Here is a 26,737-nt window from a genome sequence, read left to right as displayed (position 1 = left end):
GGGGAAGGCATTTTTAAAAGATGCCAGGGCAGGTGGTTTCTTCCTTCCTTCAGCCGACCGTGACTGCTTTGCAGGGCTGAAAGATGGAACGGGTGGATGACCACCCGAAATAAATAATGGGGGGCAGACCGGGAGAGGAATATTTCCTTCACCGGAATGCCGGATAGTTTTTCCCACACGAAGAGCAATGCATCCCTACGCATTGCTCTTTTGTGTTGGGGAAATTCTAATGAAATACGTCTTGATTATACAGAACAATTATTCTATAATAACTACAGAACATTTATTTGAATTTCAACCGGTGGAGGGCCTATGGAGAATAAAGTCTATATGTGTATCGACCTGAAAAGCTTCTATGCCTCCGTAGAATGTGCGTCCCGGGGGCTGGATCCATTTGAAACGGATCTGGTAGTGGCAGATCCTACGAGGGGCCCCGGGGCCCTTTGCCTGGCCGTGAGTCCCGCACTGAAGGAAAAAGGGGTCAGGAACCGATGCCGGCTTTATGAAATCCCATCAAAGTTCAAATTCATCATCGCACCTCCCCACATGCGGATGTACATGGAAGTATCTGCCGATATTTACAAGACCTATCTGAAATATTTCGCAAAGGAAGACGTCTATGCCTATTCCATCGATGAATGTTTCATCCATGTGACACCCTACCTTTCCCTTTATAGAAGGGATGGCCTTGGCATCGCGCAGATGGCCATGGATGCGGTGTATAAAAGGACAGGCATCTGCGCCACCGCCGGGGTGGGGACCAATTTATTTCTTGCCAAAATAGGCATGGATATCCTGGCCAAACATCTTCCCACGCACATCGCTTACCTTGATGAAGCCCTTTTCAGGGAAAAAATGTGGCATCACCGGCCCATTACAGACGTGTGGAACATAGGAGGCGGTATTGCGGCAAGGCTTGCGAAATACGGGGCTTACGATCTTCACGGCATTACACTCCTTCCTGAGAAACTGCTGTATAGGGAATTCGGGGTCAATGCGGAATACCTCATCGACCATGCCTGGGGCAGGGAATCCTGCACCATTGCCGATATCCACGCCTACCGGCCGGGCGGGCGGTCTCTCAGCAACGGGCAGGTGCTTTTTGAAGATTACACCTATGAAGACGCGGCGCTTCTCGTCTTTGAAATGGCAGAAACACTGATTCAGCAGCTTTTGGATGAACACCTGGTGACGAAGGGCATTTCCCTCTATGTGGGGTACTCGGGAAGACCCCGTATGGGAAGCGCCGGCACGAGAAGGCTTCCCGCCTGGACCGATGTGCCGGAAGATATATGGAAAGCTTTTGACAAACTTTATGAAGAAAAAGTCGTTCCCGGGCTGGGCATCCGCACCATCAATCTATCTGTCAATGACGTGGTGCCTGCAGGAAGCGTACCCAGGTATTTCTCCCTTTTCCGGCCGGAGGCGGCAGAGGAAAAGCAGAAAAATGTGGAACGGGTAATGATTGAAGTGAAAAAGAAATTTGGAAAGAACGCACTTCTCCGGGGGATTGATTACCTGCCGAAGGCGACGCTCCGGAAGCGCAATACACTGATAGGAGGTCATCATGAATAACAATAGAGCCCGCCAGTTCCTGCCCTTCAACGGATTGAAGGGCTATGACGAACTGCTTTATGAAGCGGGAAGAGAAAAAGAAGCGAGAAGGGAAATCACCGAAGACCATGCCTGGAAACTTTCCGGAGAACTCCAGCTGGTGGAGAGAAAGATGCCTGTCACCGTCACATACTATGATATAGATACCTACCGTACGGTTACGGGGAAAGTGGAGCAAATCGATAAAATCTTCCGGGTGCTGCAGGTGGCGGGGAGAAGGATCTATTTCGAGGATATATGGGAAGTGAAAGTCATTTCCTGCGGGGAGGGGTAGTCTTCATCTGTGCTGTTCGTGATTCGTGAAGGTGGCGCTGCTGTTGCAGCACTATATTTTATGGGGGCTTTGCGCAGGCGGGTTGTAAAAACGATAGTACTACCGACCCAGCTCCACTGCACTCTGACTCCGGAAGGGACTGAACGCTGCGAATTGAAAATTTAATACAATTTTGATAGGCGTCTTAAACAATTAAAAAGCTGTGAAGAGGAAAATCCTCGTTCACAGCTTTTTAAGGTGGATAAACAGCAAATTATATCAGGGGCCGCCATATGAATGGATGCGGCCCACCACCCCGGATCACGGACCACGGATCACGAGCCACGAATGACGGTCATGAACAACGAACAACGAAGAACGAAAAACGATCGGATATGATGGTCAGATCAGATTCAGACAATCCGGAGTGCGTTCGGTAATCTCACATATTTCAGCTGGTCCGACATATCCATGTAGAATTCCACATCCGCATAGAAGGTGTCGATGACTTCATGGAAGGGGATACCCATTTCATCCACATATTCGTATTCCAGATAGTAGGGGGCCCAGCCGGCTTTCATGAAAAAGAATTTCATGGGATTCAGGTCATCCTTATTGTGAAGATGGGCAGCAGCCAGGAGTTCTTTGCCTGTCACATTGTGGAAACCGAACCAGGAAGCGATGGAGAGGACCAGCAGTTTCAGCTTGTAGTCTTTTTCCAGCACGTCCAGTACGTCCATATTGACGTAGAGATCTTCCGCGATTTTGCGGATTTCCGGAAGCTTTGCATTGTATTCTTCTTCCGTCAGGTCGATGGAGAAGCCGTTCTTCAATTCATGAAGCATGCCTTTTCTATGAGTCTTTAAATCCATTTGGTACCTCCTTTAATACTATATTGATGTTTCTCTGTTTATAGTATACCGCACGAATCGAAAATATTAAATGCGATAAACTATAGAAATATTCTGATGGGTGTAATAAAAAATAAAGTGATAAGTGTTAAGTGGTAAGTGGCGGAGGCGCGCAAAATAAGAAAGCGCGCCTTTTTTATATAAAAAATGGACCGCTTCATAATTTGAAGCGGTCCACATTCACTTATCACTTACCACTACTCACTTACCACTACTCACTTACCACTTTCAGCTCATAATGGCTGAGGTGGCAGGAATCGCAGTGACTCTCATTAAATCATTTCTTTTCGGCCAGTGCCAGGTCGTAGGATTTCTGGATACGGACGTAGTTGGCGCGGCGTTCTCTGGCATCTCTTTCGGTCTTGGCGAAGAGTTCTTCTGCCTTGTCCGGGAAGAGTTTAGCCAGCGATGCGAAGCGGACTTCGCCCATGAGGTAGTCGCGGAAGTTTGCCTTCGGTTCGCGGCTGTCCAGATGGAAGGGGTTCTTGCCCTTTTCGAGGAGGCTCGGGTTGTAGCGCCAGTTGCACCAGTAACCACATTCCACGGCTCTCTTTTCTTCTTCGGAAGACTTGCCCATGCCTGCTTTGAGTCCGTGGTTGATGCACGGAGCATAAGCGATGACAAGCGACGGTCCCGGGTAAGCTTCTGCTTCGGAAATGGCTTTGAAGGCCTGGTTCATATCAGCGCCCAGGGCAATCTGTGCCACATAGATGTAGCCATAGGAAACGGCAATCATGCCGAGGTCTTTCTTTTTTGTCTTCTTGCCGGAAGCAGCAAATTTGGCAATGGCTGCAGCCGGGGTGGACTTGGAGGACTGTCCGCCGGTATTGGAGTAAACTTCGGTATCCAGGACGAGGACATTCACGTCTTCACCGGAAGCGAGGACCTGGTCAAGACCGCCGAACCCGATATCATAGGCCCAGCCGTCGCCGCCGAAGATCCACTGGGATTTCTTTACAAAGTGATCTTTGAGGTCCAGGAGTTCTTTGTATTCCGGATGTGCAGCCACTTCAGCGGTGAGCGCATCTTCCAGTTTGGCAGCCCTGTCTCTGGTGCCGAGGCCCACATCTTTCTTTTCGAGCCATTCATTGATAGCGGTCTTCACCGTATCATCAGCAGCGGGGAGTGCAGCTTCCAGTTTTTCAGTGAGCCGTTCGCGGAGCTTGCCTTCGCCCAGATGCATGCCGAGGCCATATTCAGCATTATCTTCGAAGAGGGAGTTAGCCCATGCAGGACCCTGTCCGAGGGCATTCTTTGTATAAGGCATGGACGGGGAGGATGCGCCGTAAATGGAGGAGCAGCCGGTAGCATTGGAAATCATCATACGATCGCCGAAGAGGCGGGTGACCATATTGATGTATGGAGTTTCGCCGCAGCCTGCGCAGGCGCCGGAGAATTCGAAATAGGTCGGTTCGAACTGTGCACCGCGGAGGTTTGTCTTGCCGAGAGGATTCTTCTTCGGCGGAAGGCTCTTTGCGTAATCCCAGAGGTTCTGCTTCGGAAGCTGGGTTTCAGCCGGCTTCATGACGAGTGCTTTTTTCGGAGCCGGGCAGGTGTTGACGCAGATACCGCAGCCGTAGCAGTCTTCGGGGTCGATCATCATGCGGAATTTCAGTCCCTTGACCGGGCCTCTGAAATCCTTCACGATAAATCCTTCCGGCGCTTTTTCCGCTTCTTCTTCGGTAACGAGGATCGGACGGATAGTGGCATGCGGGCAGACTACGGAGCACTGGTTGCACATGATACAGTTTTCCGGAATCCATTCAGGAATATTGATGGCAGCGGATGGACGTTCATACTTGGAGGTACCGGACGGGAAAGTGCCGTCTTCAATGCCTTTGAAGGTGGAAACAGGGAGGTCGTCCCCTTCCTGACGGTTCATCACATCGCATACATTCTTTACGAAGTCCGGCCGCGGAGCTCTGGCAATGGAGCCGCCGGTGGTTGCATGTTCCCACTCTGCCGGTACTTCCACTTCTTCAACGCCGGTCATGCCTGCATCGACTGCCGCATTGTTCATATCGACGATATTCTGGCCTTTTCTGCCATAGGATTTTTCGTTGGAGTCCTTCAGGTATTTCACTGCATCTTCATCAGGAATGATGTGGGTGAGGTGGAAGAAGGCAGACTGCATGATCATATTGATACGTCCGCCGAGGCCGATGTTCTTTGCGATTTCAAATGCATCGATGATGTAGAATTTCGCATGGAAGCTGGCCAGTTTTCTCTTCATGGAAGCAGGAAGCACTCTTTCGAGATCTTCTTTCTTCCAGGGGGAGTTCAGAAGGAAAATGCCGCCCGGCTTGAAGCCGCGGAGGAGGTCGTATTTATAGATGTAGGACGGACGATGGCAGGCGATGTAGTCAGCCTTGCGGATGAGGTAAGGCTTCCTGATCGGATCTTCACCGAAACGGAGATGGGAAATGGTTACGCCGCCGGATTTCTTGGAGTCGTAAGCGAAGTAGCCCTGGGCGTACATATCTGTATGGTCGCCGATGATCTTGATTGCGCTCTTGTTGGCGCCGACTGTGCCGTCGGAACCAAAGCCCCAGAATTTGCAGGAAACGAGCTTACCCGGCATTTCCGGTACCGGCACCGGAGCAAGGGAGAGGTTGGTCACATCATCCACGATGGAGAGGGTGAAGTTGTGGCGCGGATTTTCTGCTTTCAGGTGTTCATAGACAGCCATGATATCTTCCGGAATGACATCCTTGGAACCAAGGCCGTAACGTCCGCCGCATACTTTGATATTTCTGCCGGAAGCAGCCACTGCGGAAACCACATCCATGTAGAGCGGTTCGCCAATAGCGCCCGGTTCACGGGTACGGTCGAGGACAGCAATCTTCTTCACTGTTTCAGGCAGCTGGGAGAGGAAATGTTTTACGGAGAAGGGACGATAGAGATGAACGTTCAGGACGCCCACTTTTTCACCATGGGCATTGAGTGCATCAGTGACATCCTTGCAGATATCGGTGACAGAACCGATAGCGATGACTACGCGGTCTGCATCCGGTGCGCCGTAGTAGTCGAAAAGATGATAAGAACGGCCGGTAATGGCAGAAATCTTGTCCATGTATTCCTGAACGATATCAGGAAGGGCATTGTAGAAGGGGTTGGCTGCTTCGCAATGCTGGAAATAAATATCCGGGTTTTCAGCAGTACCGCGGATGACCGGATGATCCGGGTTAAGAGCGCGGGCCCTGAATTCGGAAAGGGCTTTCTGGTCGATGAGCGGAGCGAGGTCTTCATAATCCAGGACTTCTACTTTCTGGATTTCATGGCTCGTACGGAAACCGTCGAAGAAATTGATGAAAGGTACGCGGCCTTTGATGGCAGCAAGGTGTGCCACCCCGGCGAGATCCATGATTTCCTGTACATTGGCTTCAGCCAGCATAGCGCAGCCGGTAGCTCTGGCGCTCATAACGTCCTGATGATCGCCGAAGATGGAGAGTGCATGGTTGGCAAGCGCACGGGCAGCGATGTGGAAAACGCCCGGAAGCAGTTCGCCGGCCACTTTGTACATATTAGGGATCATAAGGAGCATGCCCTGGGATGCGGTGTAGGTGGTGGTGAGGGCGCCTCCCTGGAGGGAACCGTGGAAAGCACCGGCAGCGCCGCCTTCGGCCTGCATTTCAACGACCCTTACGGTGTCTCCGAAAATGTTCTTCTTCCCGTGAGCGGACCATTCGTCCACAGATTCCGCCATGGGGGAAGAAGGGGTGATCGGGTAAATCGCAGCGACTTCAGTGAATGCGTAGGAAATATACGCAGCCGCTGTATTGCCATCCATTGTTTTAACTTTTGTCACAGAACAACACTCCTTTTTCAAATACTTCCCATTTTCTTTGAAAAATACATGCTTTGCCCTCTGCAGGTTCTAAACATAAAAGGAAATATGACTTTTTCGAATCCTCCGGCGGACAGGAGAAAAATAAATATTTCCTCACAAAAGCCTCAAATTATTCCTTTTTATCGTGCTTTCCCTTGCAAGATAGCTTAAAATCCTGTACAATATTCCATGATAAATATGCATAGATATCCGGACTGTATTCTATACAATCATACGGAATAGTACGACAGGATGTGCAGTTTGCACATTCTCATTATAAAATAAAGTTATCCAATGTACAAGGATGGAAGGCGTGGGGAGTCGAAATTTTCGCCGCCGGATCTGCATGAGGAGGAATTATGGATTATCGTCATCTGAAATATTTCATGGAAGTGGCCCAGCAGAAGAGCTTTTCCAAAGCTGCCAGGAACCTTCATATTTCCCAGTCTGCCATCAGCCGTATGATCAAGTCTCTGGAAGAGGAACTGGGGGTCACTCTTTTCGTCCGTAATGCAAAGACAGTGGAAATCACTGCGCCGGGCACCATTTTCTACAATTATGCCAAGCGATGCCTTTTTGTTTTTGAACATCTGAAATCGGACTTTGAAAATGAATTCAACCTCAAGCAGGATACCATCGAAATCGGACTGCCGCCTATTACGGACGCTCATGTTTTCGCCAAACTTCTGGGAGAATTCAAGAAAAACTATCCCCAGATTGCCATCAAGCTTTATGAACACGGTTCCAAGGTCGTTGAATCCTCCGTACAGGAAGGAATCATCGATGTAGGCATCATCTGCACCATCCCGAATAAAGATTTCGAATCCTTCTTCCTCTCTGAAGATGAAATGTGCGTAGTCATGCCGAAGGGCTATCCGCTGGAAGAAAACAGGGAAGTCCCCATGAAGCTTCTGGCCGATTATCCCCTTGTCCTTTACCGGGATGACTTCAATCTCCATGATGATATCCTCGCCAACTGCAAGAAAATAGGCTTTACCCCGAAAATCGTATTTGAAACGAGCCAGCGGGAACTCATGCTGCAGACCGTGGCTTCCGGCCTTGGCGTAGCCATCCTCCCGTCCCGCCTCTGCCCCTCCAACAGTGAGGACAGCAAAGTGGTGACCCGCGTCATGACGGAACCCCGCATGACCCATCATCTCTATGCCATCTGGAAGAAAGGCCGTTACCTCTCCCGAGCAGCCCGCCTGTGGATCGAATTCACCAAGGACCACCTGGCCCTTCTCAATAACGATACCAAATTAGACGATGAAATGAGGAAATAATTTTCCATGGCCTGGAAAGATTACTGGAATAGAAATAAACCGCTCTGCATCATCTCCATCCTGCTGCTCTTCATGGTCATCTACCAGCAGTTCCTTATTACGGACCTGCAGGAGCGGATGATGAATATCGAAGCCCAGCAGTATGATGACCAGCTGAATGATATCCGATGGGAAGCGGAAACGGCCCTTTCCCAGAATGAAGAGCAGCAGAAAGACATCATCCAGCTTCAAGGCCATACCGCCAGGCAGGGATGGCGTCTCATGGAAATGGAATGGGACACTTACGGGAAATGAATTTCCTGCTTTTCAGAAAATCAGAAGTATCATGCAGGTGCCCCGGAAGGGGCGCTTTTTGTTTGCGACCCATCCTCGCTTCCTTTTACTTCCTGCATCCGGAAGCTTGAAGTGTGAAATTATTCAGAATAGTCCACCTGTCCTATTTCCATGAAAGCCTCGTTCATGTTAAAATGAGATAAACAAAAAGAAAATAATTAATACTTTATATAGGAGAAATGATAGTGAGCCAGATACAGGGACTGTTTATGACCATGAGGCTGTGGGATATACTGGATATCCTGGTGGTAGCCTTTTTCCTTTATCGCATTTATATACTGATTCGTGATACCCGTGCGACGGCCCTTCTGAAAGGGCTGGTATTCCTGGGTATTTTTACCGTGCTTGCCGGCTGGCTTCAGCTCCACGTGGTCAGCTGGATCCTCGACAAACTCATGACGGTGCTGATTGTAGCCCTGCCGGTGGTATTCCAGCCGGAACTCCGCCGGGCCCTGGAACAGATCGGGCGGGGAAAATTCTACGTTTCATCCAGAGTCATGAATGAAGTGGAATGGGATCATGTGATTGACGATGTAGTCGCTGCGACCATGACCATGTCTGCCAATAAAATCGGGGCCCTCATTGTTTTTGAAAGAAGTGTGGGACTGGACGACCGCATTGATACGGGTATCCGCATCGAAGGTCTTGTTTCCAAAGAACTTCTGGGAAATATTTTCATCGTCAATACGCCTCTTCATGATGGAGCAGTCATTATCCGTGAAAACAGGGTCATGGCTGCCGGCTGCCTTCTGCCGCTTACCAGGGACCACAGTCTTTCCACGGAACTGGGCACCCGCCATCGTGCAGCTATCGGCATGTCCGAACAGGCAGACTGCGTCATTGTGGTAGTCAGTGAAGAAACGGGCATCGTATCCTATACCTATGGCGGTCATATTTACCGCGGACAGGATGCGGAGAGCCTGAAGAACGTACTCCGCAACTTCCTGGTACAGAGCAAACCGAGAGGAGTCAGCGATGTGCTGCAGAAATGGAGGCCCACGAAATGAAATGTACCCGCGTTGAATGGTGGCTTCCGAAACTTCTCTGCCTCATAGCTGCCTGTGCCCTCTGGGTGTATGTGATGAATGAGCAGAATCCCATGATGGAAAATACTTATACCGTACCGGTGGAGACCAGGAACCTTGACCGGTCTCTCGTGGCTACCAATGTACCCTCTTCCGTCAAAGTCAAAGTGCGCATGCCCAGAAGCGACATGGTCTATATGCGTTCCGACAATATCAAAGCTTACGTGGACCTTTCAGGCATTACGGATGGTGATTATCCGAATACGCCCATCCGGGTTTCCGTACCGTCGGACGAGACGGTCATCTCCGTAACGCCCCAGAATTTCAACCTGAACGTGGATACCTACGCAGTAAAGACACTTCCTGCCAGGGTCCAGGCCTTTGGTACGCCGGAAACGAATTTCTCCGTAGACAGCAGTAAAGTCACACCGGATACCATTACCATCGCCGGCAGCTCGTCCAAAATCGCCCAGGCAGACCGGGCCGTGGTTTCCGTGAATGTAGCAGGAAAAGAAAAAGACTTCACCGAATTTGACAGTGTGAACGTACTGGACAAGGATGGAAATACGGTGACTGGTCTGGATATCATGCCCAGCCAGGTCAAAGTGGTGGTGAAGATGAAGGAAGAAATGAAACTGGGAAATCTTCCGCTGCGCATTGAAACGAAAGGGGAACCGGCCAAAGGATACAAAGTGGGCCGGGTCACCCTGTCCCCGGCAGTGGCAACTGTCAAAGGACCGATTTCCTATTTCGACAAGAATACCATGATCAATCTGTCTCCCATCGACGTGACGGGAGCCAGCAGGACCATCCGGCAGAAACTCAATGTACCGGTTCCCACCGGAGGAAGCGTTGCCGTGCCGGAGGTTACGGTGACTGTGGAAATTGTAGAAGACTGACCCTGAATCAGGCCGCCTGCGGAAATAATTACATAACCGGAGCAGAGAGGCTCCACTAGCGCGGCTTGACGGAAGGTTTATTTCGATGTATGATTGGAAAGTTACATTTAGAATTTTGGGGAGGCATTTCAATGGTTACACTATTTGGTACTGATGGAGTACGGGGACTTGTAAATTCGACGCTCATGCCGGAACTGGCTTACCAGCTGGGCCGCGCTGCAGGCGCATATTTCTGCAGGACCCGCGGAGACCATCGTTTTCTGATCGGTATGGATACCCGCATCTCCGGCTCCATGCTCACGGCCGCTCTGTCTGCAGGCCTCTGCGCCTCCGGCGTCAATGTGGACGTGGCAGGTGTCATCCCGACTCCGGGTGTAGCGTATCTGACCCGCACGGAAGGTTACGACGCAGGTGTCGTTATTTCCGCTTCCCATAACCCCTTCCCGGATAACGGAATCAAATTCTTTGACCGGAACGGTTACAAACTGCCCGATGCAACGGAAGAAGAAATAGAAAATATCCTCCGTCATGACGAGGAAATAGCCCGTCCCACAGGAGACGGTATCGGTATCATCCGGGATGTGCCCGAACTTTCCGATAAATACAGAGAATTCGTGAAGAGCACTGTCAAAGGTGACTTCAGGGGACTTAAAATCGTGACCGATTCTGCCAATGGCGCAGCTTCCGATTTCCTCCCGGCCATCCTTGCCGAACTGGGTGCAGAAGTCATTCCGATTTTCCGTACACCGAACGGCGTGAATATCAATAACGGCTGCGGCTCCACCCATATCGAAACGCTGCAGAAAAAAGTAGTCGAAGAAGGCGCTGACTGCGGCATTGCCAATGATGGGGATGCAGACCGCTGCCTCTTTGTGGATGAAAAGGGAAAAGTTCTCGATGGAGACCACCTGATGGTCATCAATGCCCTCCAGATGAAAAAAGAAGGCCGTCTGAATGATAATATGGTCGTAGGCACAGTTATGAGCAACCTTGGCTTCGGAAAAGCTCTTCATGAATACGGCTGCCAGACCGTTTCCACCCAGGTAGGGGACCGCTACGTACTGGAAGAAATGCTGAAACATAACTATTCCATCGGCGGAGAACAGTCAGGCCATATCATTTTCCCGGAATTCAATACCACCGGTGACGGTCTCATTACGGCAGTCCAGACCCTCATGGTCCTTCGTGACAGCGGCAAAAAGATGTCCGACCTTAATAAACTCATGGTTACCTATCCCCAGATCCTGAAAAACGTGGAAGTGTACAGCAAAAACGGCTGGGAAGAAAACGATCTCATCATGGATGCCATCCATGCCGGTGAGGAAGAACTGGCCGGGGAAGGGCGTATCCTCGTCCGCGCATCGGGCACGGAGCCCCTCATCCGCGTCATGGGGGAAGGCAGGGAACTCAGCCAGCTCGAACGGATCGTGGATGATATCGCATCCATCGTGGAATCCGAACTTGGCGTAGGAAATAACTGATTCTTAGAGTCAATTGAGATGAATATGGTTTGAGACGATAGCGATGATCGTGATTCGTGGTTCGTTCTTCGTGATTCGTGAAAGTGGCGCCCCTGGGGCGCCATTTTGTATTGGGAATTTAAAAATGCAGGAATCATTATACGTTTGGAGGGGGATTATTAGAAATAAAATTAATTTGATAGAATTAGATTGTGGTATATAATAAAAAGGATAAGCCTTGCAGCAAAAGAGTCTTAGATAATATTTATAATAATAATCAAATATATTAACAATTGCTCTTGAGTATGGTAAGGTTATAAATGTACTCATTTATATGTTCAGGGAGGGTTTTATGAAATTCACATGTAAGAAGACAGCAGCGCTTCTGGCAGTCCTTGCACTGTCAGGCTTTGGCGCAGCTGATGCCGCTTCTCCGGCACCGGTGTTCACACTGAAGGGGATCACAGTCACCGCGAACCGCCAGGCAGAACGGCTGCAGGACGTACCGGCCACCGTGCAGGTAGTCACTGAAAAGGAAATCCAGACAAGAAATGTCCAGAATACGGCCCAGGCAGTGGCAATGGCTACCGGTATTTCCGGCAGCCAGTCCATTGAAGGTACCGTCAACCTTCGCGGCTATGACAGCAAGAACATCCTCGTCCTCGTAGACGGCCAGCAGATGAATACAGCCTGGAACGGTGATGTGGACTGGAATATGATTCCTGTCAACAATATCAGAAAGATCGAAGTTGTTTCCGGCGGACAGTCTGCCCTTTATGGCGGACGTGCCGTAGGCGGGGTCATCAATATCATCACCAGGACCCAGAAGCAGGATGGTCTCCATGGCTCTGCTTTTGTCACCTATGGCAGCCATGCCACCGTCAATCAGGGGTATAACCTGGGCTTCAAGAAGGACAAAGTTTCCGTTGGCGCCTTCTATAACAGCAATATCACCGACGGCTGGAGAGATTATCTGAGCTCCAAATCTTCTGTACCCAAAGGATATACGCTGAGTGATCATGGCACTGATGCTAATGGTTATCCGATTATCGGAAATCGCGGCAAGAAATATGTCATGTCCGAAAATTATGGATTCAATATCGGTTATGATTTCAATGATAATCAGCGCTTGACTTATAAATTCACCCGGGCCAATTATGTATATAGATATAGTGATCCGGATACATATCTGGAAGACAAGAATGGTGAACCGGCCTGGCCTGGGAAGGATTGGAAAGACAGCTCTCGTTTCTCCAATACTACAAGTTTCTATGGTGCCAGAGGCTGGAGATCCTATAACATGCACTCTCTGACCTATAATGATCAGAAAAACAAAGTTCATGCCCATTTTGGTATGACTGATTACTTCAAAGATGGCTATACCTATCCGCTGGGTAACAGTGGCAATCTTGATAAAAACTTTGACGGTGCAGGTAAGAAGACTTCCTATCCGTCCAAGACCTGGAATTTCGACCTGAATAAGCGCTGGACCCTGGGCGCTCATACCATCCTCTTCGGCGGCGCTTACACCCAGTCCAAGTTCAGCGAAACTATTGAAGATAACATCTTTAATTGGAAATCCTGGAATAGTTCTTCTGAAAAGGGTATCAGCCAGAGACTGGGAGGCAAGGACAAGAGCTTTGCCTTCTACCTCCAGGATAAATGGGCTATTTCCCAAAAGTGGACTGCCTACGTAGGCGGCCGCTATGACCATTACAAGAAATATGACGGCTATAACCAGTATGCCGGACAGGATGCAAAGACTTTCGGCTCCGCTTCCTACGATAAATTCTCCCCGAAGCTCTCCGTAGACTACGCCTTTGATGACAATACCAATGCCTATATTTCCTATGGCAAATCCTTCAACCCGCCGATTCTGTATCAGGTATACCGTTTTGCAGACAGAAGCGGCACCAAGTATCTCACCAATCCGTCCCTGGAACCGGAAACCACGGATACCTGGGAACTGGGCCTGAAGAAAAAGATTGGCAATAAGACCGATATCCATGCAGACGTATTCTACGCAAAGACAAAGGATGACATCGGACTGGTTGTTGTTGGAAAGAGCACCAAGCAGTACCAGAACCGCGGTGACTCCAAGACTCACGGCTTCGAACTCTCCCTGAACCAGCGTCACAGTGATGCATGGTCTTCTTACATCAACTACACCTGGCAGGTCGGCAAGGTGGACGGTGAAAAGAACTATGATATTCCCCGTCATCTGCTCCATCTGGGCACCACCTACAATAAGGATGCATGGACCTTCAATGCAGACGGCATGTTCATTTCCGACCGTACTGAAGCAGGCCTGAAGAGCGGCCATTTCAAAGCCAGAGATGCTTACTTCCTCATGAATGTCAGCGCAGGCTATCAGTTCACCCAGAACTTCAGCCTCCAGTTTGGCATCAATAACCTCTTCGATCGTGAATACTACGATGAAGATATCGTATCCAACCACTACTATGTAGGCGACGGCAGAACCTATACCCTCACTGCCCGTTACTCCTTCTGATAGACTGGAAATCAAAAAAGCCGGCGCAGGCCGGCTTTTTGATTGCATCCGAAGGGTCAGGTGACTATACTTTAATCAGTGTAATTAGAACGCGCTATGACTGGAGGAAATACTATGAAATCCAAATGGAAAGCTCTTCTCTGTGCGGTCTGCCTTCTGGGCCTGCAGGCAGTTTCTATTTCAAATGCGGAAGAACCGGTGGTGCAGGAGGCGGTGGAGTCCGTCGCTTCCACTCCTGTGGGCATGTGGAAACCGTATACCGTTCCGGAAGGCACGCCGGTACTTTCTATTTCCGGTCCTGATGAAAAAATGGGCGCCGTCCTCTTTGGGGATATGGGAAATCATCTCTATCCCTTAGAGCAGAAGACACTCCCGGAATCAAACCGGAAGGAGCTGGAATCGTCGGAAAGCCGGGGCTTTTATGCGGTCGTCTCCAATGGCGGAAAAAGCGGCGTTATTAAAGAAGGCGGGGAAGTCGTCATTCCTGTGAAGTATGAAAACCCGGGGCTTCTTGGAAAAGAAATATTCCTCTGTTTTAATCAGGGACAGGCGAAGGCTCCGGATATGAATGGAAAGGAAACCGCCATGCCGGAGGATCCGGTGCCGCCTGTTTCCTCCTTCAAAGAGGGGGAACTGTACGGTTTTAAAAACGATAAGGGGGAAGTCCTCATTCCTCCGTCCTATTCAAGAGTGATTCAGGAATTCAGCGAAGGACTGGCCATCGTAAAAAATAAAGATGGAAAGAAAGCGGCCATTAATGAAAAAGGGGAAGAACTCTTCCCCGTACCCTATGATGTGGCAGAGCCTTTTCAGGGCGGACTGGCCGCATACTACGAATCCGGAAGCGAGCCCAGTGTTTTCCACGATCATGGAATTTATGAAAGCATAGTCAATAATTTTGCTTATTACCGGTACTATGCCATGGGGAAATCGCCGGTATTCGATGGTATGCGCCGGGGTTATATGGATAGAAATGGAAATTCGATCACCGGCAAAGCTTTCTTCAATGTGGCAGCCATGGCACCCTGGGGAACGGCTGTGGAAATGGACAAGGGAGACTTCATCGGCCTCATCAACAGGAAAGGCGGATACCTGCTGGAACCGGGACCCTATGAACTGACGAAGAAATATATGGATGACCTCTCCGGTCTTCTTCCTCTTAAACAGGGTAAATATGGACTGGTCTCCGTGGTGGACGGGACAGTGGTCGTTCCTTTTGAGTATGACGATATAGACTGCCTGGGTTCGGGCCGCCTGCTCCTCACAAAGGGGGACGTGAAATATTTCCTCGATATTTACACCGGAAAGGTCATCACCGAAGTTTCAAAGGATACGGAAATCCGTCCTTTCGTGGCTGCCGCTTTCACCTGGGCCGTCACGGATAACGGAAAGACCTGGCAGATGATCGACAGGGAAGGCCATATCCTGTACACGGCGCCGGCCGGACTCATTGAAGAGGCGGATATTTTCCATAACGACTATACGCCGGTCAAAGTCAAAGGGAAATGGGGCGTCATGGATTATAAAGGAAACTGGACAGCGCCTCCTGCCTGGTCAAAAATTCATATCCTGTAATTCTTTTCAGAAAATAAAAAAGCAGTGCATATATTGCACTGCTTTTTGTTCGTTTTTATTCTTCCTCGCTCCACGGCAGGTGGACGTGCATATTCGAGAATTTCGGCAGGATTCCCCGGTCTTCCACAGGATCTTTCGGTGTAAAAATGGGGAGACGGTCAGGGAAGATTTCCAGATCCAGGGGGAAGGTGGGGCCCAGGTCTCCGTCCACATTGGTGACGAGGGGTTGATCTTCCGCAATGGAAAGGTGCGCTTTTTTGAAGCTTACCACCGTGAGGAAGTCCGGTCCCATCTGCATGCCTGAAAGGAGCTTCGGCGCTGATTTGATGGCCCAGGGCCATTCGAAATCATGCATGAGGCAGAGCTTGATAAGTCCTTTATTTTTCTCTTCCGGCGGGAGGAGATTGTGGAAGCTGCCGGCAGAGTCGGTCAGCATGGCTGCAATAAGGGTAGAGGTCACTTCCACCACCCGGCCCGTGTCTGTTTCTACTTTAAAATGGTAGGATTTCTGTTTATTGAGGACGGTAGCGCCTTTCATGAAATAGGCCAGTGACCCGAAGAGGGTTTTCTCTTTGATGGTGACTTTGCCTACGGCTTCAGAAATCACGCCGGCTGCCACCACATTGATGAAGTAGCGGTCATTTACCTTTCCTACGTCGATATTCGTCTTTACCGCCGTCTCCAGCATGCGGATGGCGCCTTTGGGGGAGCGGGGAATGTGGAGGGCCCGGGCCAGATCATTGACTGTGCCGAAAGGAATGAAACCGAAGGTGGAAGGGCTCTTCACAGGGACCATACCATTGATGGTTTCATTGATGGTTCCATCGCCGCCCATGCAGATGATATCCCTTTCCGCCCTGGCCGCTTCCCTGGCAAAAGTGGTGGCATCACCCGGTTTTTCCGTGACTTTCACGTCCACTTCTTTGAACCGTTTCTCCAGGACTTCCTGCAGCAGGGGAAGATACTTCGGCGCCCGTTCATGCCCCGCCGTGGGGTTCATGATGATGGTGCACTGCCCTTCTTTTTCCATGAATGACTCCCTCCCAAATAAATAGTCATATTACTTCTATTATACCAAATGGCAACAGAAATTTGACAATCTGTTTAAAAATATTGTGACGAAACTGGCAGCCAAAAGCTAACGGCTAATCACTGACAACTAAAGACTCCCTTCTTATTTCCAAAAACCACTGGACCAATTTCACAAAGTGTGTCATGATTAATAACATGCAAAGGAGGAATTTCTCATGGAAGAAATGAGCGAACTTTTTTATAAGAATCCTTATCTGAAGGAATTTGATGCCACTGTAACTGCCTGCAAGGAAGGGAAAAAGCATTTCGAGGTCATTCTCGATGATACGGCTTTTTATCCGGAAGGCGGCGGACAGCCCGGGGACCATGGAACCCTGGGAGATGCGAAGGTGCTGGACGTTCATCGCAAAGACGGCCTTGTAGTCCATTATACGGATAAACCGCTGGCTGTGGGCAGCCGGGTGCATGGAGTGATTGACTGGCAGAGGCGTTTTGATTTCATGCAGAACCACTCCGGCGAACACATCTATTCCGGACTGGTGCACAAGAAATTCAAGTATGATAATGTGGGTTTCCACATGGACCAGATCGTTACTGTGGACTTCAATGGACCTATGACCTGGGAAGATGCTAAAGAAATAGAGAAACAGGCCAATCAGCTCATTTATGATAATGTGGAAACAAAGATCACCTTCCCGACCCCGGAAGAACTGAAAACCATTCCCTACCGTTCCAAGATTGAACTCACCGGTAAAGTCAGAATCGTGGAATTCCCGGGAGGCGATATCTGCGCCTGTTGCGGTACCCATGTGAGAAGGACCGGCGAAATCGGACTCATCAAAGTCCTTTCCCTCATGAACCATAAAGGTGGAGTGCGCATCGAACTCGTCTGCGGCAGAAGGGCCATGGAAGACTATGATACCATCCATGAACTGAACCGGGATATTGCGGTCCGTTTCTCCGTGAAGCCCTATGAAACGGTGAAAGCCATCGAAAAAGTGGAAAAAGACGTACTGGACCTCCGCCAGAAAATCAGCGAAATGAATAAACGGTACTTCACCATGAGAAGGGCTTCCATCCCGGAAGGAAAGAAAGCCGTGCTCCTTGCCGAAGAAGGTATGGGTCCCATGGAACTCCGGAAATTCTGCGAATACCTGATTGCGGAAAAAGCAGCGGAAATCATCTTCCTCGTATCGAAGAAAGATGAGAAGTCCCTGAACTTCGCCATCGGCAGCCCGAGTACGAACCTGAAACCACTTCTTAAAGTTTGGAATCAGCAGCTTCACGGCCGGGGCGGCGGCAAAGATATCATGCAGGGGTCCTTCCAGTGTGAACTTTCCGATGTGGAAGCGCTGGTGGACGGGCTGAATCAATAATGAAGCTGTCAGCCGTTAGTAATTAGTAATTAGTTTTAGCATGCAGTGCCTGGCTGCAGATTATCAGAATGACTCTCCTGTGAAATATCTGTTAAAAAGGATTTGAAAGGTCTCTGCTCTTTCAAATCCTTTTTTATATATAAAAAAAGGCGCCTCAGGCGCCTGATTTCACTAAAAACCAAGAACTAAAAACGTAACCTGCAAAGCCTCTGAAAATAATGTATATTTTCAATTTTTCCGCTTGATTCCTGCCACCCATACGCCAATAAGAATGAGCGCTGCCCCGAGAAGGGCAGTGATTCCCATTTCTTCATCCAGCACAAAGAAAGCAAAGATGGCTGCAAAGACAGGCTCCAGGGAAAAGATAAAGGCTGCCCGCTCGGGAGTCGTATATTCCTGGGCCATGGCCTGCACGGTGAAACCCCAGGCGGTGGAAAAGATGGCGAGACCCAGGACGCTTACCCATTCATTGATGGTGGAGGGACATATGGGATTTTCAAGGGCAAAACTGACGATTCCCGCAAAGATGGCTGCAAAGAAAAGCTGCCAGATGCCAAGGAGCAAAGAATCGATGCGTCGGGCAAAGGTATTTGTGAAAAGGATATCCAACGCATAGAGAAAAGCGGCACCTAAGCAGAGGATAAATCCCTGATCCATCGTGAAGCCGGTGACTCCGTTAAAGATAAGAAGTCCGGCGGTGACGATGATGGTTCCTGCTGAAACGGGAAGAGACGGCCATTTACCCGTGAAAATGGCATGAAGAAGGGGCACCATGATGACGGAGGTGGAAATCAGGAATCCTGCGGTACTTGCCGACGTACCGATGACCCCGTAAATGACACCGATAAAGACGCCGGCTATGAGAAAACCGGTGATGGCACTGTATTTGAGTATTTCTGCCGTTGTATTTCTTAATCTTTTCAGGAAAAAGGGGCAGAGGATGAGAAAGGCAAAAAGACAGCGCATGGAAGCGATGGAAACGGGTGTAAGCGTTTCCGCTCCCAGCTTCATGAGGCCGTAGGAAGAGCCCCAGAGAAAAGCGGCGCTCAGTAAAAGTAAATCGGCTTGTCTTTGTGTCATGGCAGTCTCCTTTTCAAGGTGCACTTATTTTACCATATTTTTCTTAAAGACAGATGAAATATGGTATAATTTTCATAGATTTTATAGAGAGGAGACTTACCATGTCCTTTAAAGAAATTCCCGTCGCAGAATGCGGCATCAATCCGTTTACCGACCTCACGAAGTACTGCCTTGTCACGGCAGGAAATAAAGAAAAGTGCAACCCCATGCTGGTCACCTGGGGCGGTTTCGGCATCATGTGGAGAAAGCCGGTGGCCACGGTCTATATCCGCCAGACCCGCTATACGAAGATCATTCTCGATTCCCAGGATTATTTCACCCTGTCTTTCCTGCCGGAATCCTATAAGAAACAGGAAAGCTACATGGGTTCTCATTCCGGCAGGGATGGCGATAAATTTGAAGGCAGCGGGCTTCATCCTGCATTCATCGGTGATACGGCGACAGGCGTTGAAGAAGCAGACCTCATTTTCGTCTGCAAAAAGATTTATACCCATGAAATGAAGGAAGAATTCTACACGAACCATGAAGTCTATGAAGCGTGGAATTCCGGCAATCATGCCAATAACAATCACAGCATTTACATGGGTGAAATCGTGAAAGTGCTGAAAAAAGAGTGATTAGTGGTTAGTTTTTAGTTGTTAGTGTTTAGCATAACAGGAAGATCATTTAAAACACGCAAACCGGCGGGAAGATGAGTAGATCATCAATTCCCGCCGGTTTGCGTTTGTTAGAGCTGAGAAAGGGCTTGTATGAAATTTTTGATTTGCGGTACCGCTTTCGAAGGGGCTCAGCCTTTCCATCTGTTTTCCGGAAATTGTGCACGAACAGGTGCTGATGAAAAGCTTTACTGCCTTCTATACGTATAGTACAAAATGAAGGGAAAATTTTATTAGATTTTTATTAAATTTGACAGGTTAAATAATTGAAATTCAAATTTGAATTTGATACAATGAGGCCATCAATAAGAAAAATTTTGTCCGTATTCCGGAAATACCTGACCGGATACATTCTATAGCACCGACAGGGGAGGTAAAGTGATGGACAGGAAAAAGAAAGCGGCCCTTTGCGCATGGATCCTCATGGCTGCCCTGGGCGCTTTCCCGCAGGCAGCAGGGGCAGAGGACATGGACTATCGTCAAACTTCCTGGACAAGCCTGGCAGGGAAGTATGAGAATCCATATTATATAGAAAAAAAGGGAGCGGCTCTTTCGCCGGAGCTCCTTTCCGAGTGGTGGACCCTGTTTCATGACGATACACTGGAAGAACTGATTCATCTATCTCTTGCCAATAACAGGGACCTGGTATCGGCGGGAGGAAAACTCCGGGAAGCAAGAGCGGCCGTAGGGATCAGTAAAGCATCGAGAGTGCCCTGGCTGCAGGCCGGTGCCGGATGGGCGAGGGCGGAAGCGCCGGATACGATTGTTTCCGATGTGACTCCGTCTGCCATGAAAAAGATGCCGGGCATGGGCATTGAAACCGATCATAATCTGAGTTATGCAGGAATCGATGCGTCCTGGGAATTTGACGTGTGGGGAAAGAACCGGGCAAATGTGAAATCTTCCGAATATGCCCTCTCCGCCCGGGAAGGCATGCTTTACAGCACCTGGGTGTCCATTTCAGCCGAAGTGGCCATGAATTATATTACCCTCCGGACCCTGCAGGAAGAACTGGCGGTGACGGAAGCCCATATAAAAAACCAGAAAGAAAATCTGAACCTTCTTCAGGTGAATGAGGATAAAGGACTTCTTTCCGCCCTGCCGGCGGATCAGGCTTCTTACACGCTTCATGAATCAGAATCAAAAATTCCGGAACTGAAGAAAGATATAGCCGGGACCCTCAATCGTATTTCCATACTGACCGGTACTATTCCCGGAGAGCTCAATGAAAAACTCATGAAACCGGCACCCCTTCCGGAGATAGACGCAGAGCTTTACAATGCTGTCCCCGCCGATGTGCTCCGCCAGCGGCCGGACGTGCATGCGGCAGAAATGGCCTGGCTTTCCCAGATTGCAAAAACGAAGGAAGCCAGAGCGGAATTGAAACCGAAATTTTCCATCCTGGGACTTCTGGGATTTGCCACTCTGGGAGGCAGCCTCTTTTCCGCCGGTGCCAGGACCTTTGGATTTACGCCTTCCGTGACGTATCCCCTTTTTAACGGGGGAGCTCTCAGGAAGCAGGTGGAAATCCAGAGCGCAAGGGAAACGGAAAGACAGGCAGAATTTGAAAATACAGTGCTCAAAGCGGCGGCGGAAGTCAGGAATTCCATGACTGCCGTCTCTCAGGATAAAATCAGGAAAGATTCCCTGGAACAGGGCAGAAACAAGGCAAAGGAAGCGCTGGAGCTTTCCCGGAACCAGTTCCGTTACGGCCTTTCCGATTATATGGGAGTCCTTGATGCAGAGAGACATTACCTCTCTCTTGACCAGAACTATACTCTGGCCAAAGGACAGGAACTGACAGATATGATTTCCCTTTTCAAAGCGCTGGGCGGCGGCTGGAAACCGCTGGATGAAAGAGAACTGGCAGCAGTTGAGGTAAAGTAAGGGCAGAGGTGCAGAAAAATGCTGGAAAAAATCAAGTCAAATAAAAAAATCATCGTCATCCTGCTCATCGTCATCGTTGTGCTGGGCTTTGGATCCTATATGTACAGGGAAAAGAGCGCTGAAAGGGAAGCGGCCTCCCAACTGACGCTGAAAGGGAATGTGGACCTTCGCGAAGTTTCTCTGGCTTTCAGAAACAGTGACCGTATTTCTGAAATGTATGTGGAAGAAGGGGACCAGGTGACGAAAGGCCAGGTACTGGCCAGACTGGAAACAGAAGACCTCATGCACCAGATTGCAGTGACAAAGGCCAATATAGGCGCCCAGGAAGCCCAGGTGGACAAGCTTCATCATGGTACCCGCGCCGAAGATCTGGCTCAGGCCAGGGCAAAGGTAGATGCAGCGGAGGCGGAAAGAGATTTCCTCGCTGCTGATTATCAGAGAAAACTGGATGCTTACAATGCATCTAAGGGAAAATCAGTGAGCCGCCAGGTACTGGAAGATGCACAGACAAAGCTGAAAGTGGCAGAAGCACAGATGAATCAGGCCAGAGAAGCCAATAATCTTGCTATTGCAGGTCCCAGAAGCGAAGATGTGGCAGCCGGCGAAGCGCAGCTGGAAGGTTTGAAGAATACCCTGGCACGGGAGGAGTATACTCTCTCCCAGTCTGAACTTGTCGCTCCATCGGACGGGGTTGTCCGTTCCAGACTTCTCGAACCGGGAGACATGGCTTTTCCCCAGAAACCGGTGTACCGTATTTCCCTGAATTCAAAAAAATGGGTCCGTGTCTATGTGCCCGAAACGGACCTTGGAAAAATCCATGAAGGAAGTAAGGCAGAAGTTTACATCGACAGTGATCCGAAAAACAGCATCGAGGGCCAGGTGGGCTATATTTCCTCCACCGCTGAATTTACTCCTAAAAATGTGGAAACAAGTGAACTGCGCACGGCACTTCTCTATGAAGTCCGTGTCTATGTGACGGACCCGGATAACAGACTCCGTATGGGTATGCCGGCTACGGTACAGGTGAAACTGTAAAGGGTGATGACTTTGGACAATACGATCATCTGCGCGGAGAAACTGGCCAAAGTTTTTAAATCCGGCGGAAAATTCCTGACGGCCCTGGATCATATCGACCTGACAGTCAGAAAAGGGGAACTTACGGCAGTCATCGGACCCGATGGTGCCGGTAAGACCACTCTCATGCGTCTTATCTGCGGACTGATGGATCCGACAGAAGGGAATCTCACGGTACTGGGGCTTGATTCCGTGAAAGATTCGGAAGAAATACAGAGCCGTATTTCCTACATGCCCCAGAAATTCGGTCTCTATGAAGATTTAACGGTGTCAGAAAATATGAACCTGTATGCCGATCTTCATGGGGTACCTAAAGAGAAGAGGCCGGCCCGGTTTCAAAAACTGCTGGAAATGATGGGGCTTGAACGGTTTACCGGCCGGTTTGCCGGTAAACTTTCCGGCGGGATGAAACAGAAACTTGGCCTTGCCTGCACACTGGTCCGTTCGCCGGATCTGCTTCTTCTCGATGAACCGACGGTGGGGGTGGATCCTCTTTCCCGCCGGGAGCTCTGGGAAATATTGAAAGAATTTGTAAAAGAAGAGGGGCTTTCCGTTTTTGTCAGCACTGCCTACATGAATGAGGCGGAAATGTGCTCTCATGTATATGTATTAAATAAAGGGCGCATCCTCTCTGACGGAAGTCCTGAGGATTTGAGAAATATCGGAAAAGGGCACTGTTTCGGGGTTCGCCCGGCGCATGGGGTGCCGACCCGCATCCTTCAGGCCCACCTTCTGGATGATCAGGACCATGTAGTAGATGCGGTGCCAAGGGGCGGAGAAGTTCATTTTATAACGAAAGGCACGGAACCGGTGCCATACCTGGCAGGGCAGAAGCTGGAAGCAGTGCCGGCTGAGCCGCAGCTGGAGGACGGATTTATGATTCTTCTCCATCAGGCAGAAAAAGAAATGCTCCCGCCTGCAGAAGAACAGAAGAAAGCCCTGGACAGCGGAGGAAGGCCATCGAAAGAAGTCAATATCATCGTGAAAGATCTGGTGAAGAAATTCGGCGATTTCACGGCAGTCGCCCATACGTCCTTTGAAGTGCACAAAGGAGAAATATTCGGACTTCTCGGACCAAATGGCGCAGGAAAGACGACGACTTTCAAAATGCTCTGCGGTCTTCTGCCCGAAACCAGCGGATTTCTTTCCGTGGCCGGGGTAGATTTAAGAAAGGCAAGGACAAGGGCCAGGGCGAATATCGGCTATGTGGCCCAGAAATTTTCCCTGTACAGCAATATGACAGTCCTGGAAAACCTTGAATTTTATGGCGGTGTTTACGGACTTACGCCTAAAAGGCTAAAAGAACGAATCGAAGAAGTATCCCGGCAGTTTTATCTGTCCGACCGGCTTGAAATGAAGGCGGGGGATCTTCCGGGAGGCTACAAGCAGCGTCTGTCCATGGCCTGTGCCCTTCTTCATGAACCGAAAATTTTATTTCTTGATGAACCGACTTCCGGTATCGATCCTCTGGCGAGGAGAAATTTCTGGCGCCAGATTACGACGCTTGCCGCGGAAGGGACTACGATTATCATTACCACTCATTTCATGGAAGAGGCAGAATACTGCGACCGGTTTATGATTCAGGATAACGGACATCTGCTGGCTATTGGCAGTCCTTCTGAAATCCGTAAAAAGCTGGGAAAGCCGAAAGCGGATATGGACGATATATTTATTGCTATTGTAGAAGGGGCAAGAGAGAAAGGAGAGGGTGCATGATGGAAGGCTTTACAAGACGCATGAAAGCGCTCATTTACAAAGAATTCCTCCAGCTCTCCCGGGACTCCAGCTCCCTTCTTCTGGGCATTGTCCTTCCTATCATCCTCATCCTTATTATCGGTTACGGTATTTCTCTGGATGTCAAAAATGTGCCCACTGCAGTAGTACTGGAAGATCCTTCTCCCTTTGCCCAGGATGCGGTCTCTTTCCTGAATGGTTCTGATTATTTCGAACCCACCTATGCGACAAACAGGCAGGATGCGGAAAAACTGCTCCTTGACCGAAAAGTGAATGTAATTATAGATATTCCTTCTGATTTTTCCACGGCCGTCTATGAAGGACGGGGGCGCATCCAGGTCATTCTGGACGGAGTGGAAACGGCTACGGCCATGAGTACCGGGGGTTACGTGGAAAGCGGCATTACCTCCTGGATGATGAGGAAGGGACTAGCCGGTTATGGGGGTGTAGCCATTGTAAACCGCATGTGGTTCAATGATGCCAATTCTTCCACCTGGTTCTTTATTCCGGGACTTATCATGCTCATTATGACCATCATCGGGGTCATGCTGACAGCCGTGGTCATGGCCAGAGAATGGGAAAGAGGGACTTTTGAATCCCTCTTTGTGACTCCTGTGAAACCGGTGGAGCTGGTACTGGCGAAAATGATTCCCTATTTCTGCGTAGCCATGCTGGGCATGGGCATCTGCCTCATCCTTTCCCGATATCTTTTCGAAGTTCCTATGCAGGGAGCTCTCTCGGTGGTGCTTCTGATTTCCATGATGTACCTTTTTGTGGCATTAGGGATAGGTCTCGTTATTTCCGCCATTACGAAGCGGCAGTTCCTGGCCTGCCAGTTTTCCCTCCTGATTTCCTTCCTGCCCTGCCTCGTTCTTTCCGGATTTATCTTTGACCTTAGAAATACGCCTGTCGTGGTACAGACGGTAGGGCAGATTCTCCCCTTCTCCCATTACCTTGTATGCATCCGGTCTCTTTTCCTTTCAGGAACAGATGCGGAAATGCTGATGAAGCAGGGAGGTATTCTTCTCCTTTATGCGGCCATATTTGTAACCGCCGCATTCCGTATGACAAGAAAGAAGGTGGAATGATGGAAGGTTTTGCATTAATCCTCCAGCAGCTTCTCGTCATATGCCGGAAAGAAATCCTTTCTATTTTCAAAGATCCTGCCACCCGCCGGATTGTGGTCGTACCGGTCGTGGTACTTGGATTTCTCTTCGGTTATGCAGCCAATTACAATCTGGAAGATGCGCCATATGTGGCAGTCGATATGTGTCACAGCCAGGCGTCGGCAGATTTACTCTCCCGGTTTGACGGGACCACTCTTTTCCACCGGGTGGCATCTCTTCCTTCTCCTTCCGAAATGGGAAATTATATTTCCCGGAGTGAAGCAGTGATGGCTATCGTCATTCCCCGGGATTTCCAGAAAAAACTGGATGCCGGTGAAACGGCACCTATCCAGATTATCACTGACGGAAGAAATACCATGACCAGCGGCCTTGCGTCCGGTTATGCGGCAAGAATCGTGGGTCAGTACAATCTCGACCGGGCGGGGAGGACCGCTCCGGTCACCATTGATTCCCGTACCTGGTTCAATCCGAACCAGATTACCCGGTATTTCTTCCTTCCGGGAATTATAGGCCTCATGAGTTTTGCCCAGGTCTTCCTCCTGTCCGGCCTGTCAGTGGCCAGAGAAAGGGAGGAGGGAACCTTCGAGCAGCTTCTTGTGGCTCCTGTCTCACCGGCCATCATCCTCATCGGTAAGGCAGTACCGCCAATCATTGTCGGGTTTATCCAGTGTACGATCATATTCTGTATTTCCTATTTCTGGTTCCAGGTACCCTTTGCAGGTTCTTTTGTGACCTTCTATACGGCTCTTTTCTTCTACCTTCTATCGTCTACAGGCTGCGGGCTTATCGTATCCTCTATTTCCAAAAATATGCAGCAGGTGCTTGTATATACCATCGTATTTATGGTGCCTATGGCCCTTCTGTCCGGCATCGTTACTCCCATCCGCAATATGCCGGAAGCACTGCAGATGATAACCTATATAGACCCGCTGCGGTTTGCTCTTGAGCTGATTCGCCGGATTTATCTGGAAGGTCTCACTCTGGGGGATCTATATATGAATTTCATTCCGCTTTCCTGTATCGCGGCAGTGACTCTGTCTCTTGCGGCCTATCTTTTCCGGCACAGCTTGAACTGAA

The 26,737-nt window shown here is 49.6% G+C and carries 20 protein-coding genes; 16 read left to right on the top strand and 4 right to left on the bottom strand.

What is annotated here, in order from left to right; all coding sequences use genetic code 11:
• The first annotated feature begins 312 nt into the window (after window positions 1-312).
• Both QZN42_RS03455 and QZN42_RS03450 read left to right on the top strand, forming a co-directional pair.
• Window positions 313-1,575 (top strand): DNA repair protein, encoded by a 1,263-nt coding sequence (locus QZN42_RS03455; RefSeq protein WP_296954337.1) that lies wholly within the window; start codon window positions 313-315, stop codon window positions 1,573-1,575.
• Window positions 1,568-1,888, top strand: a complete 321-nt coding sequence (locus QZN42_RS03450; RefSeq protein ID WP_296954336.1) for a YolD-like family protein — start codon at window positions 1,568-1,570, stop codon at window positions 1,886-1,888. Before QZN42_RS03455 ends, QZN42_RS03450 begins: the two co-directional genes overlap by 8 nt.
• Window positions 1,889-2,280: 392 nt before the next feature.
• On the opposite strand, the gene QZN42_RS03445 is transcribed toward QZN42_RS03450, so the two are convergent.
• Window positions 2,281-2,739: a hypothetical protein gene (locus tag QZN42_RS03445; protein ID WP_296954335.1), complete on the bottom strand. Its 459-nt coding sequence runs from the start codon at window positions 2,737-2,739 to the stop codon at window positions 2,281-2,283.
• A 316-nt stretch (window positions 2,740-3,055) separates the two neighbouring features.
• Window positions 3,056-6,568: a pyruvate:ferredoxin (flavodoxin) oxidoreductase gene (gene nifJ / locus QZN42_RS03440; protein ID WP_296954342.1), complete on the bottom strand. Its 3,513-nt coding sequence runs from the start codon at window positions 6,566-6,568 to the stop codon at window positions 3,056-3,058.
• 398 nt (window positions 6,569-6,966) lie between these two features.
• Here nifJ and QZN42_RS03435 point away from each other — a divergent pair, with 398 nt between their 5' ends.
• The 7 genes from QZN42_RS03435 to QZN42_RS03405 all read left to right on the top strand — a co-directional run bounded on the left by QZN42_RS03435 (window position 6,967) and on the right by QZN42_RS03405 (window position 15,694).
• On the top strand, window positions 6,967-7,890 hold the full coding sequence (locus tag QZN42_RS03435) for a LysR family transcriptional regulator (protein WP_296954334.1): 924 nt from the start codon (window positions 6,967-6,969) through the stop codon (window positions 7,888-7,890).
• 6 nt (window positions 7,891-7,896) lie between these two features.
• Window positions 7,897-8,184, top strand: coding sequence for a hypothetical protein (locus tag QZN42_RS03430; protein WP_296954333.1), 288 nt, complete (start codon window positions 7,897-7,899; stop codon window positions 8,182-8,184).
• Between the two features lie 218 nt (window positions 8,185-8,402).
• Window positions 8,403-9,230: a diadenylate cyclase CdaA gene (gene cdaA / locus QZN42_RS03425; RefSeq protein WP_296954332.1), complete on the top strand. Its 828-nt coding sequence runs from the start codon at window positions 8,403-8,405 to the stop codon at window positions 9,228-9,230.
• Window positions 9,227-10,147: a YbbR-like domain-containing protein gene (locus tag QZN42_RS03420; protein ID WP_296954331.1), complete on the top strand. Its 921-nt coding sequence runs from the start codon at window positions 9,227-9,229 to the stop codon at window positions 10,145-10,147. The genes cdaA and QZN42_RS03420 overlap by 4 nt, the downstream gene beginning before the upstream one ends.
• 131 nt (window positions 10,148-10,278) lie before the next feature.
• Window positions 10,279-11,628: a phosphoglucosamine mutase gene (gene glmM, locus QZN42_RS03415; RefSeq protein WP_296954330.1), complete on the top strand. Its 1,350-nt coding sequence runs from the start codon at window positions 10,279-10,281 to the stop codon at window positions 11,626-11,628.
• A 331-nt stretch (window positions 11,629-11,959) separates the two neighbouring features.
• On the top strand, window positions 11,960-14,119 hold the full coding sequence (locus QZN42_RS03410) for a TonB-dependent receptor (RefSeq protein WP_296954329.1): 2,160 nt from the start codon (window positions 11,960-11,962) through the stop codon (window positions 14,117-14,119).
• A gap of 114 nt (window positions 14,120-14,233) precedes the next feature.
• Entirely contained in the window at window positions 14,234-15,694 is a 1,461-nt protein-coding gene (locus QZN42_RS03405) for a WG repeat-containing protein (RefSeq protein WP_296954328.1), read from the top strand.
• Between the two features lie 55 nt (window positions 15,695-15,749).
• Here the strand turns inward: QZN42_RS03405 and QZN42_RS03400 are convergent, their stop codons facing one another.
• Entirely contained in the window at window positions 15,750-16,724 is a 975-nt protein-coding gene (locus QZN42_RS03400) for a diacylglycerol kinase family protein (protein WP_296954327.1), read from the bottom strand.
• A 217-nt stretch (window positions 16,725-16,941) separates the two neighbouring features.
• Here QZN42_RS03400 and QZN42_RS03395 point away from each other — a divergent pair, with 217 nt between their 5' ends.
• Entirely contained in the window at window positions 16,942-18,102 is a 1,161-nt protein-coding gene (locus tag QZN42_RS03395; RefSeq protein WP_296954326.1) for an alanine--tRNA ligase-related protein, read from the top strand.
• A 228-nt stretch (window positions 18,103-18,330) separates the two neighbouring features.
• On the opposite strand, the gene QZN42_RS03390 is transcribed toward QZN42_RS03395, so the two are convergent.
• On the bottom strand, window positions 18,331-19,182 hold the full coding sequence (locus QZN42_RS03390; protein WP_296954325.1) for a DMT family transporter: 852 nt from the start codon (window positions 19,180-19,182) through the stop codon (window positions 18,331-18,333).
• A 101-nt stretch (window positions 19,183-19,283) separates the two neighbouring features.
• On the opposite strand from QZN42_RS03390, the gene QZN42_RS03385 reads away from it, so the two are divergent.
• From QZN42_RS03385 to QZN42_RS03360, 6 genes are all read left to right on the top strand, one after another.
• Window positions 19,284-19,799: a flavin reductase gene (locus tag QZN42_RS03385; protein ID WP_296954324.1), complete on the top strand. Its 516-nt coding sequence runs from the start codon at window positions 19,284-19,286 to the stop codon at window positions 19,797-19,799.
• 420 nt (window positions 19,800-20,219) lie between these two features.
• Window positions 20,220-21,725, top strand: a complete 1,506-nt coding sequence (locus tag QZN42_RS03380) for an efflux transporter outer membrane subunit (protein WP_296954323.1) — start codon at window positions 20,220-20,222, stop codon at window positions 21,723-21,725.
• A gap of 18 nt (window positions 21,726-21,743) precedes the next feature.
• Entirely contained in the window at window positions 21,744-22,760 is a 1,017-nt protein-coding gene (locus tag QZN42_RS03375) for an efflux RND transporter periplasmic adaptor subunit (protein WP_296954322.1), read from the top strand.
• Window positions 22,761-22,766: 6 nt separating this feature from the next.
• Window positions 22,767-24,515 (top strand): ATP-binding cassette domain-containing protein, encoded by a 1,749-nt coding sequence (locus QZN42_RS03370; protein WP_296954321.1) that lies wholly within the window; start codon window positions 22,767-22,769, stop codon window positions 24,513-24,515.
• Entirely contained in the window at window positions 24,512-25,621 is a 1,110-nt protein-coding gene (locus tag QZN42_RS03365) for an ABC transporter permease (RefSeq protein WP_296954320.1), read from the top strand. Before QZN42_RS03370 ends, QZN42_RS03365 begins: the two co-directional genes overlap by 4 nt.
• A complete protein-coding gene (locus QZN42_RS03360; protein WP_296954319.1) occupies window positions 25,618-26,736 on the top strand; it encodes an ABC transporter permease in 1,119 nt (372 codons plus the stop codon). Before QZN42_RS03365 ends, QZN42_RS03360 begins: the two co-directional genes overlap by 4 nt.
• The last annotated feature ends 1 nt before the right edge of the window (window position 26,737 follow it).

It is taken from the genome of uncultured Dialister sp. (assembly GCA_900314595.1).
Classification (GTDB): Bacteria; Bacillota; Negativicutes; order Veillonellales; family Dialisteraceae; genus Dialister.
Note: the sequence above shows the minus strand (reverse complement) of the source record. Positions and strands in the feature narration are given on the sequence as shown.

Bases quoted from the DNA above. Each gene is read 5' to 3' on its own strand.
- QZN42_RS03455 (WP_296954337.1), top strand. From the start codon at position 313: ATGGAGAATAAAGTCTATATGTGTATCGACCTGAAAAGCTTCTATGCC.
- QZN42_RS03450 (WP_296954336.1), top strand. From the start codon at position 1,568: ATGAATAACAATAGAGCCCGCCAGTTCCTGCCCTTCAACGGATTGAAG.
- QZN42_RS03445 (WP_296954335.1), bottom strand. From the start codon at position 2,739: ATGGATTTAAAGACTCATAGAAAAGGCATGCTTCATGAATTGAAGAAC.
- nifJ (WP_296954342.1), bottom strand. From the start codon at position 6,568: ATGGATGGCAATACAGCGGCTGCGTATATTTCCTACGCATTCACTGAA.
- QZN42_RS03435 (WP_296954334.1), top strand. From the start codon at position 6,967: ATGGATTATCGTCATCTGAAATATTTCATGGAAGTGGCCCAGCAGAAG.
- QZN42_RS03430 (WP_296954333.1), top strand. From the start codon at position 7,897: ATGGCCTGGAAAGATTACTGGAATAGAAATAAACCGCTCTGCATCATC.
- cdaA (WP_296954332.1), top strand. From the start codon at position 8,403: ATGATAGTGAGCCAGATACAGGGACTGTTTATGACCATGAGGCTGTGG.
- QZN42_RS03420 (WP_296954331.1), top strand. From the start codon at position 9,227: ATGAAATGTACCCGCGTTGAATGGTGGCTTCCGAAACTTCTCTGCCTC.
- glmM (WP_296954330.1), top strand. From the start codon at position 10,279: ATGGTTACACTATTTGGTACTGATGGAGTACGGGGACTTGTAAATTCG.
- QZN42_RS03410 (WP_296954329.1), top strand. From the start codon at position 11,960: ATGAAATTCACATGTAAGAAGACAGCAGCGCTTCTGGCAGTCCTTGCA.
- QZN42_RS03405 (WP_296954328.1), top strand. From the start codon at position 14,234: ATGAAATCCAAATGGAAAGCTCTTCTCTGTGCGGTCTGCCTTCTGGGC.
- QZN42_RS03400 (WP_296954327.1), bottom strand. From the start codon at position 16,724: ATGGAAAAAGAAGGGCAGTGCACCATCATCATGAACCCCACGGCGGGG.
- QZN42_RS03395 (WP_296954326.1), top strand. From the start codon at position 16,942: ATGGAAGAAATGAGCGAACTTTTTTATAAGAATCCTTATCTGAAGGAA.
- QZN42_RS03390 (WP_296954325.1), bottom strand. From the start codon at position 19,182: ATGACACAAAGACAAGCCGATTTACTTTTACTGAGCGCCGCTTTTCTC.
- QZN42_RS03385 (WP_296954324.1), top strand. From the start codon at position 19,284: ATGTCCTTTAAAGAAATTCCCGTCGCAGAATGCGGCATCAATCCGTTT.
- QZN42_RS03380 (WP_296954323.1), top strand. From the start codon at position 20,220: ATGGACAGGAAAAAGAAAGCGGCCCTTTGCGCATGGATCCTCATGGCT.
- QZN42_RS03375 (WP_296954322.1), top strand. From the start codon at position 21,744: ATGCTGGAAAAAATCAAGTCAAATAAAAAAATCATCGTCATCCTGCTC.
- QZN42_RS03370 (WP_296954321.1), top strand. From the start codon at position 22,767: ATGACTTTGGACAATACGATCATCTGCGCGGAGAAACTGGCCAAAGTT.
- QZN42_RS03365 (WP_296954320.1), top strand. From the start codon at position 24,512: ATGATGGAAGGCTTTACAAGACGCATGAAAGCGCTCATTTACAAAGAA.
- QZN42_RS03360 (WP_296954319.1), top strand. From the start codon at position 25,618: ATGATGGAAGGTTTTGCATTAATCCTCCAGCAGCTTCTCGTCATATGC.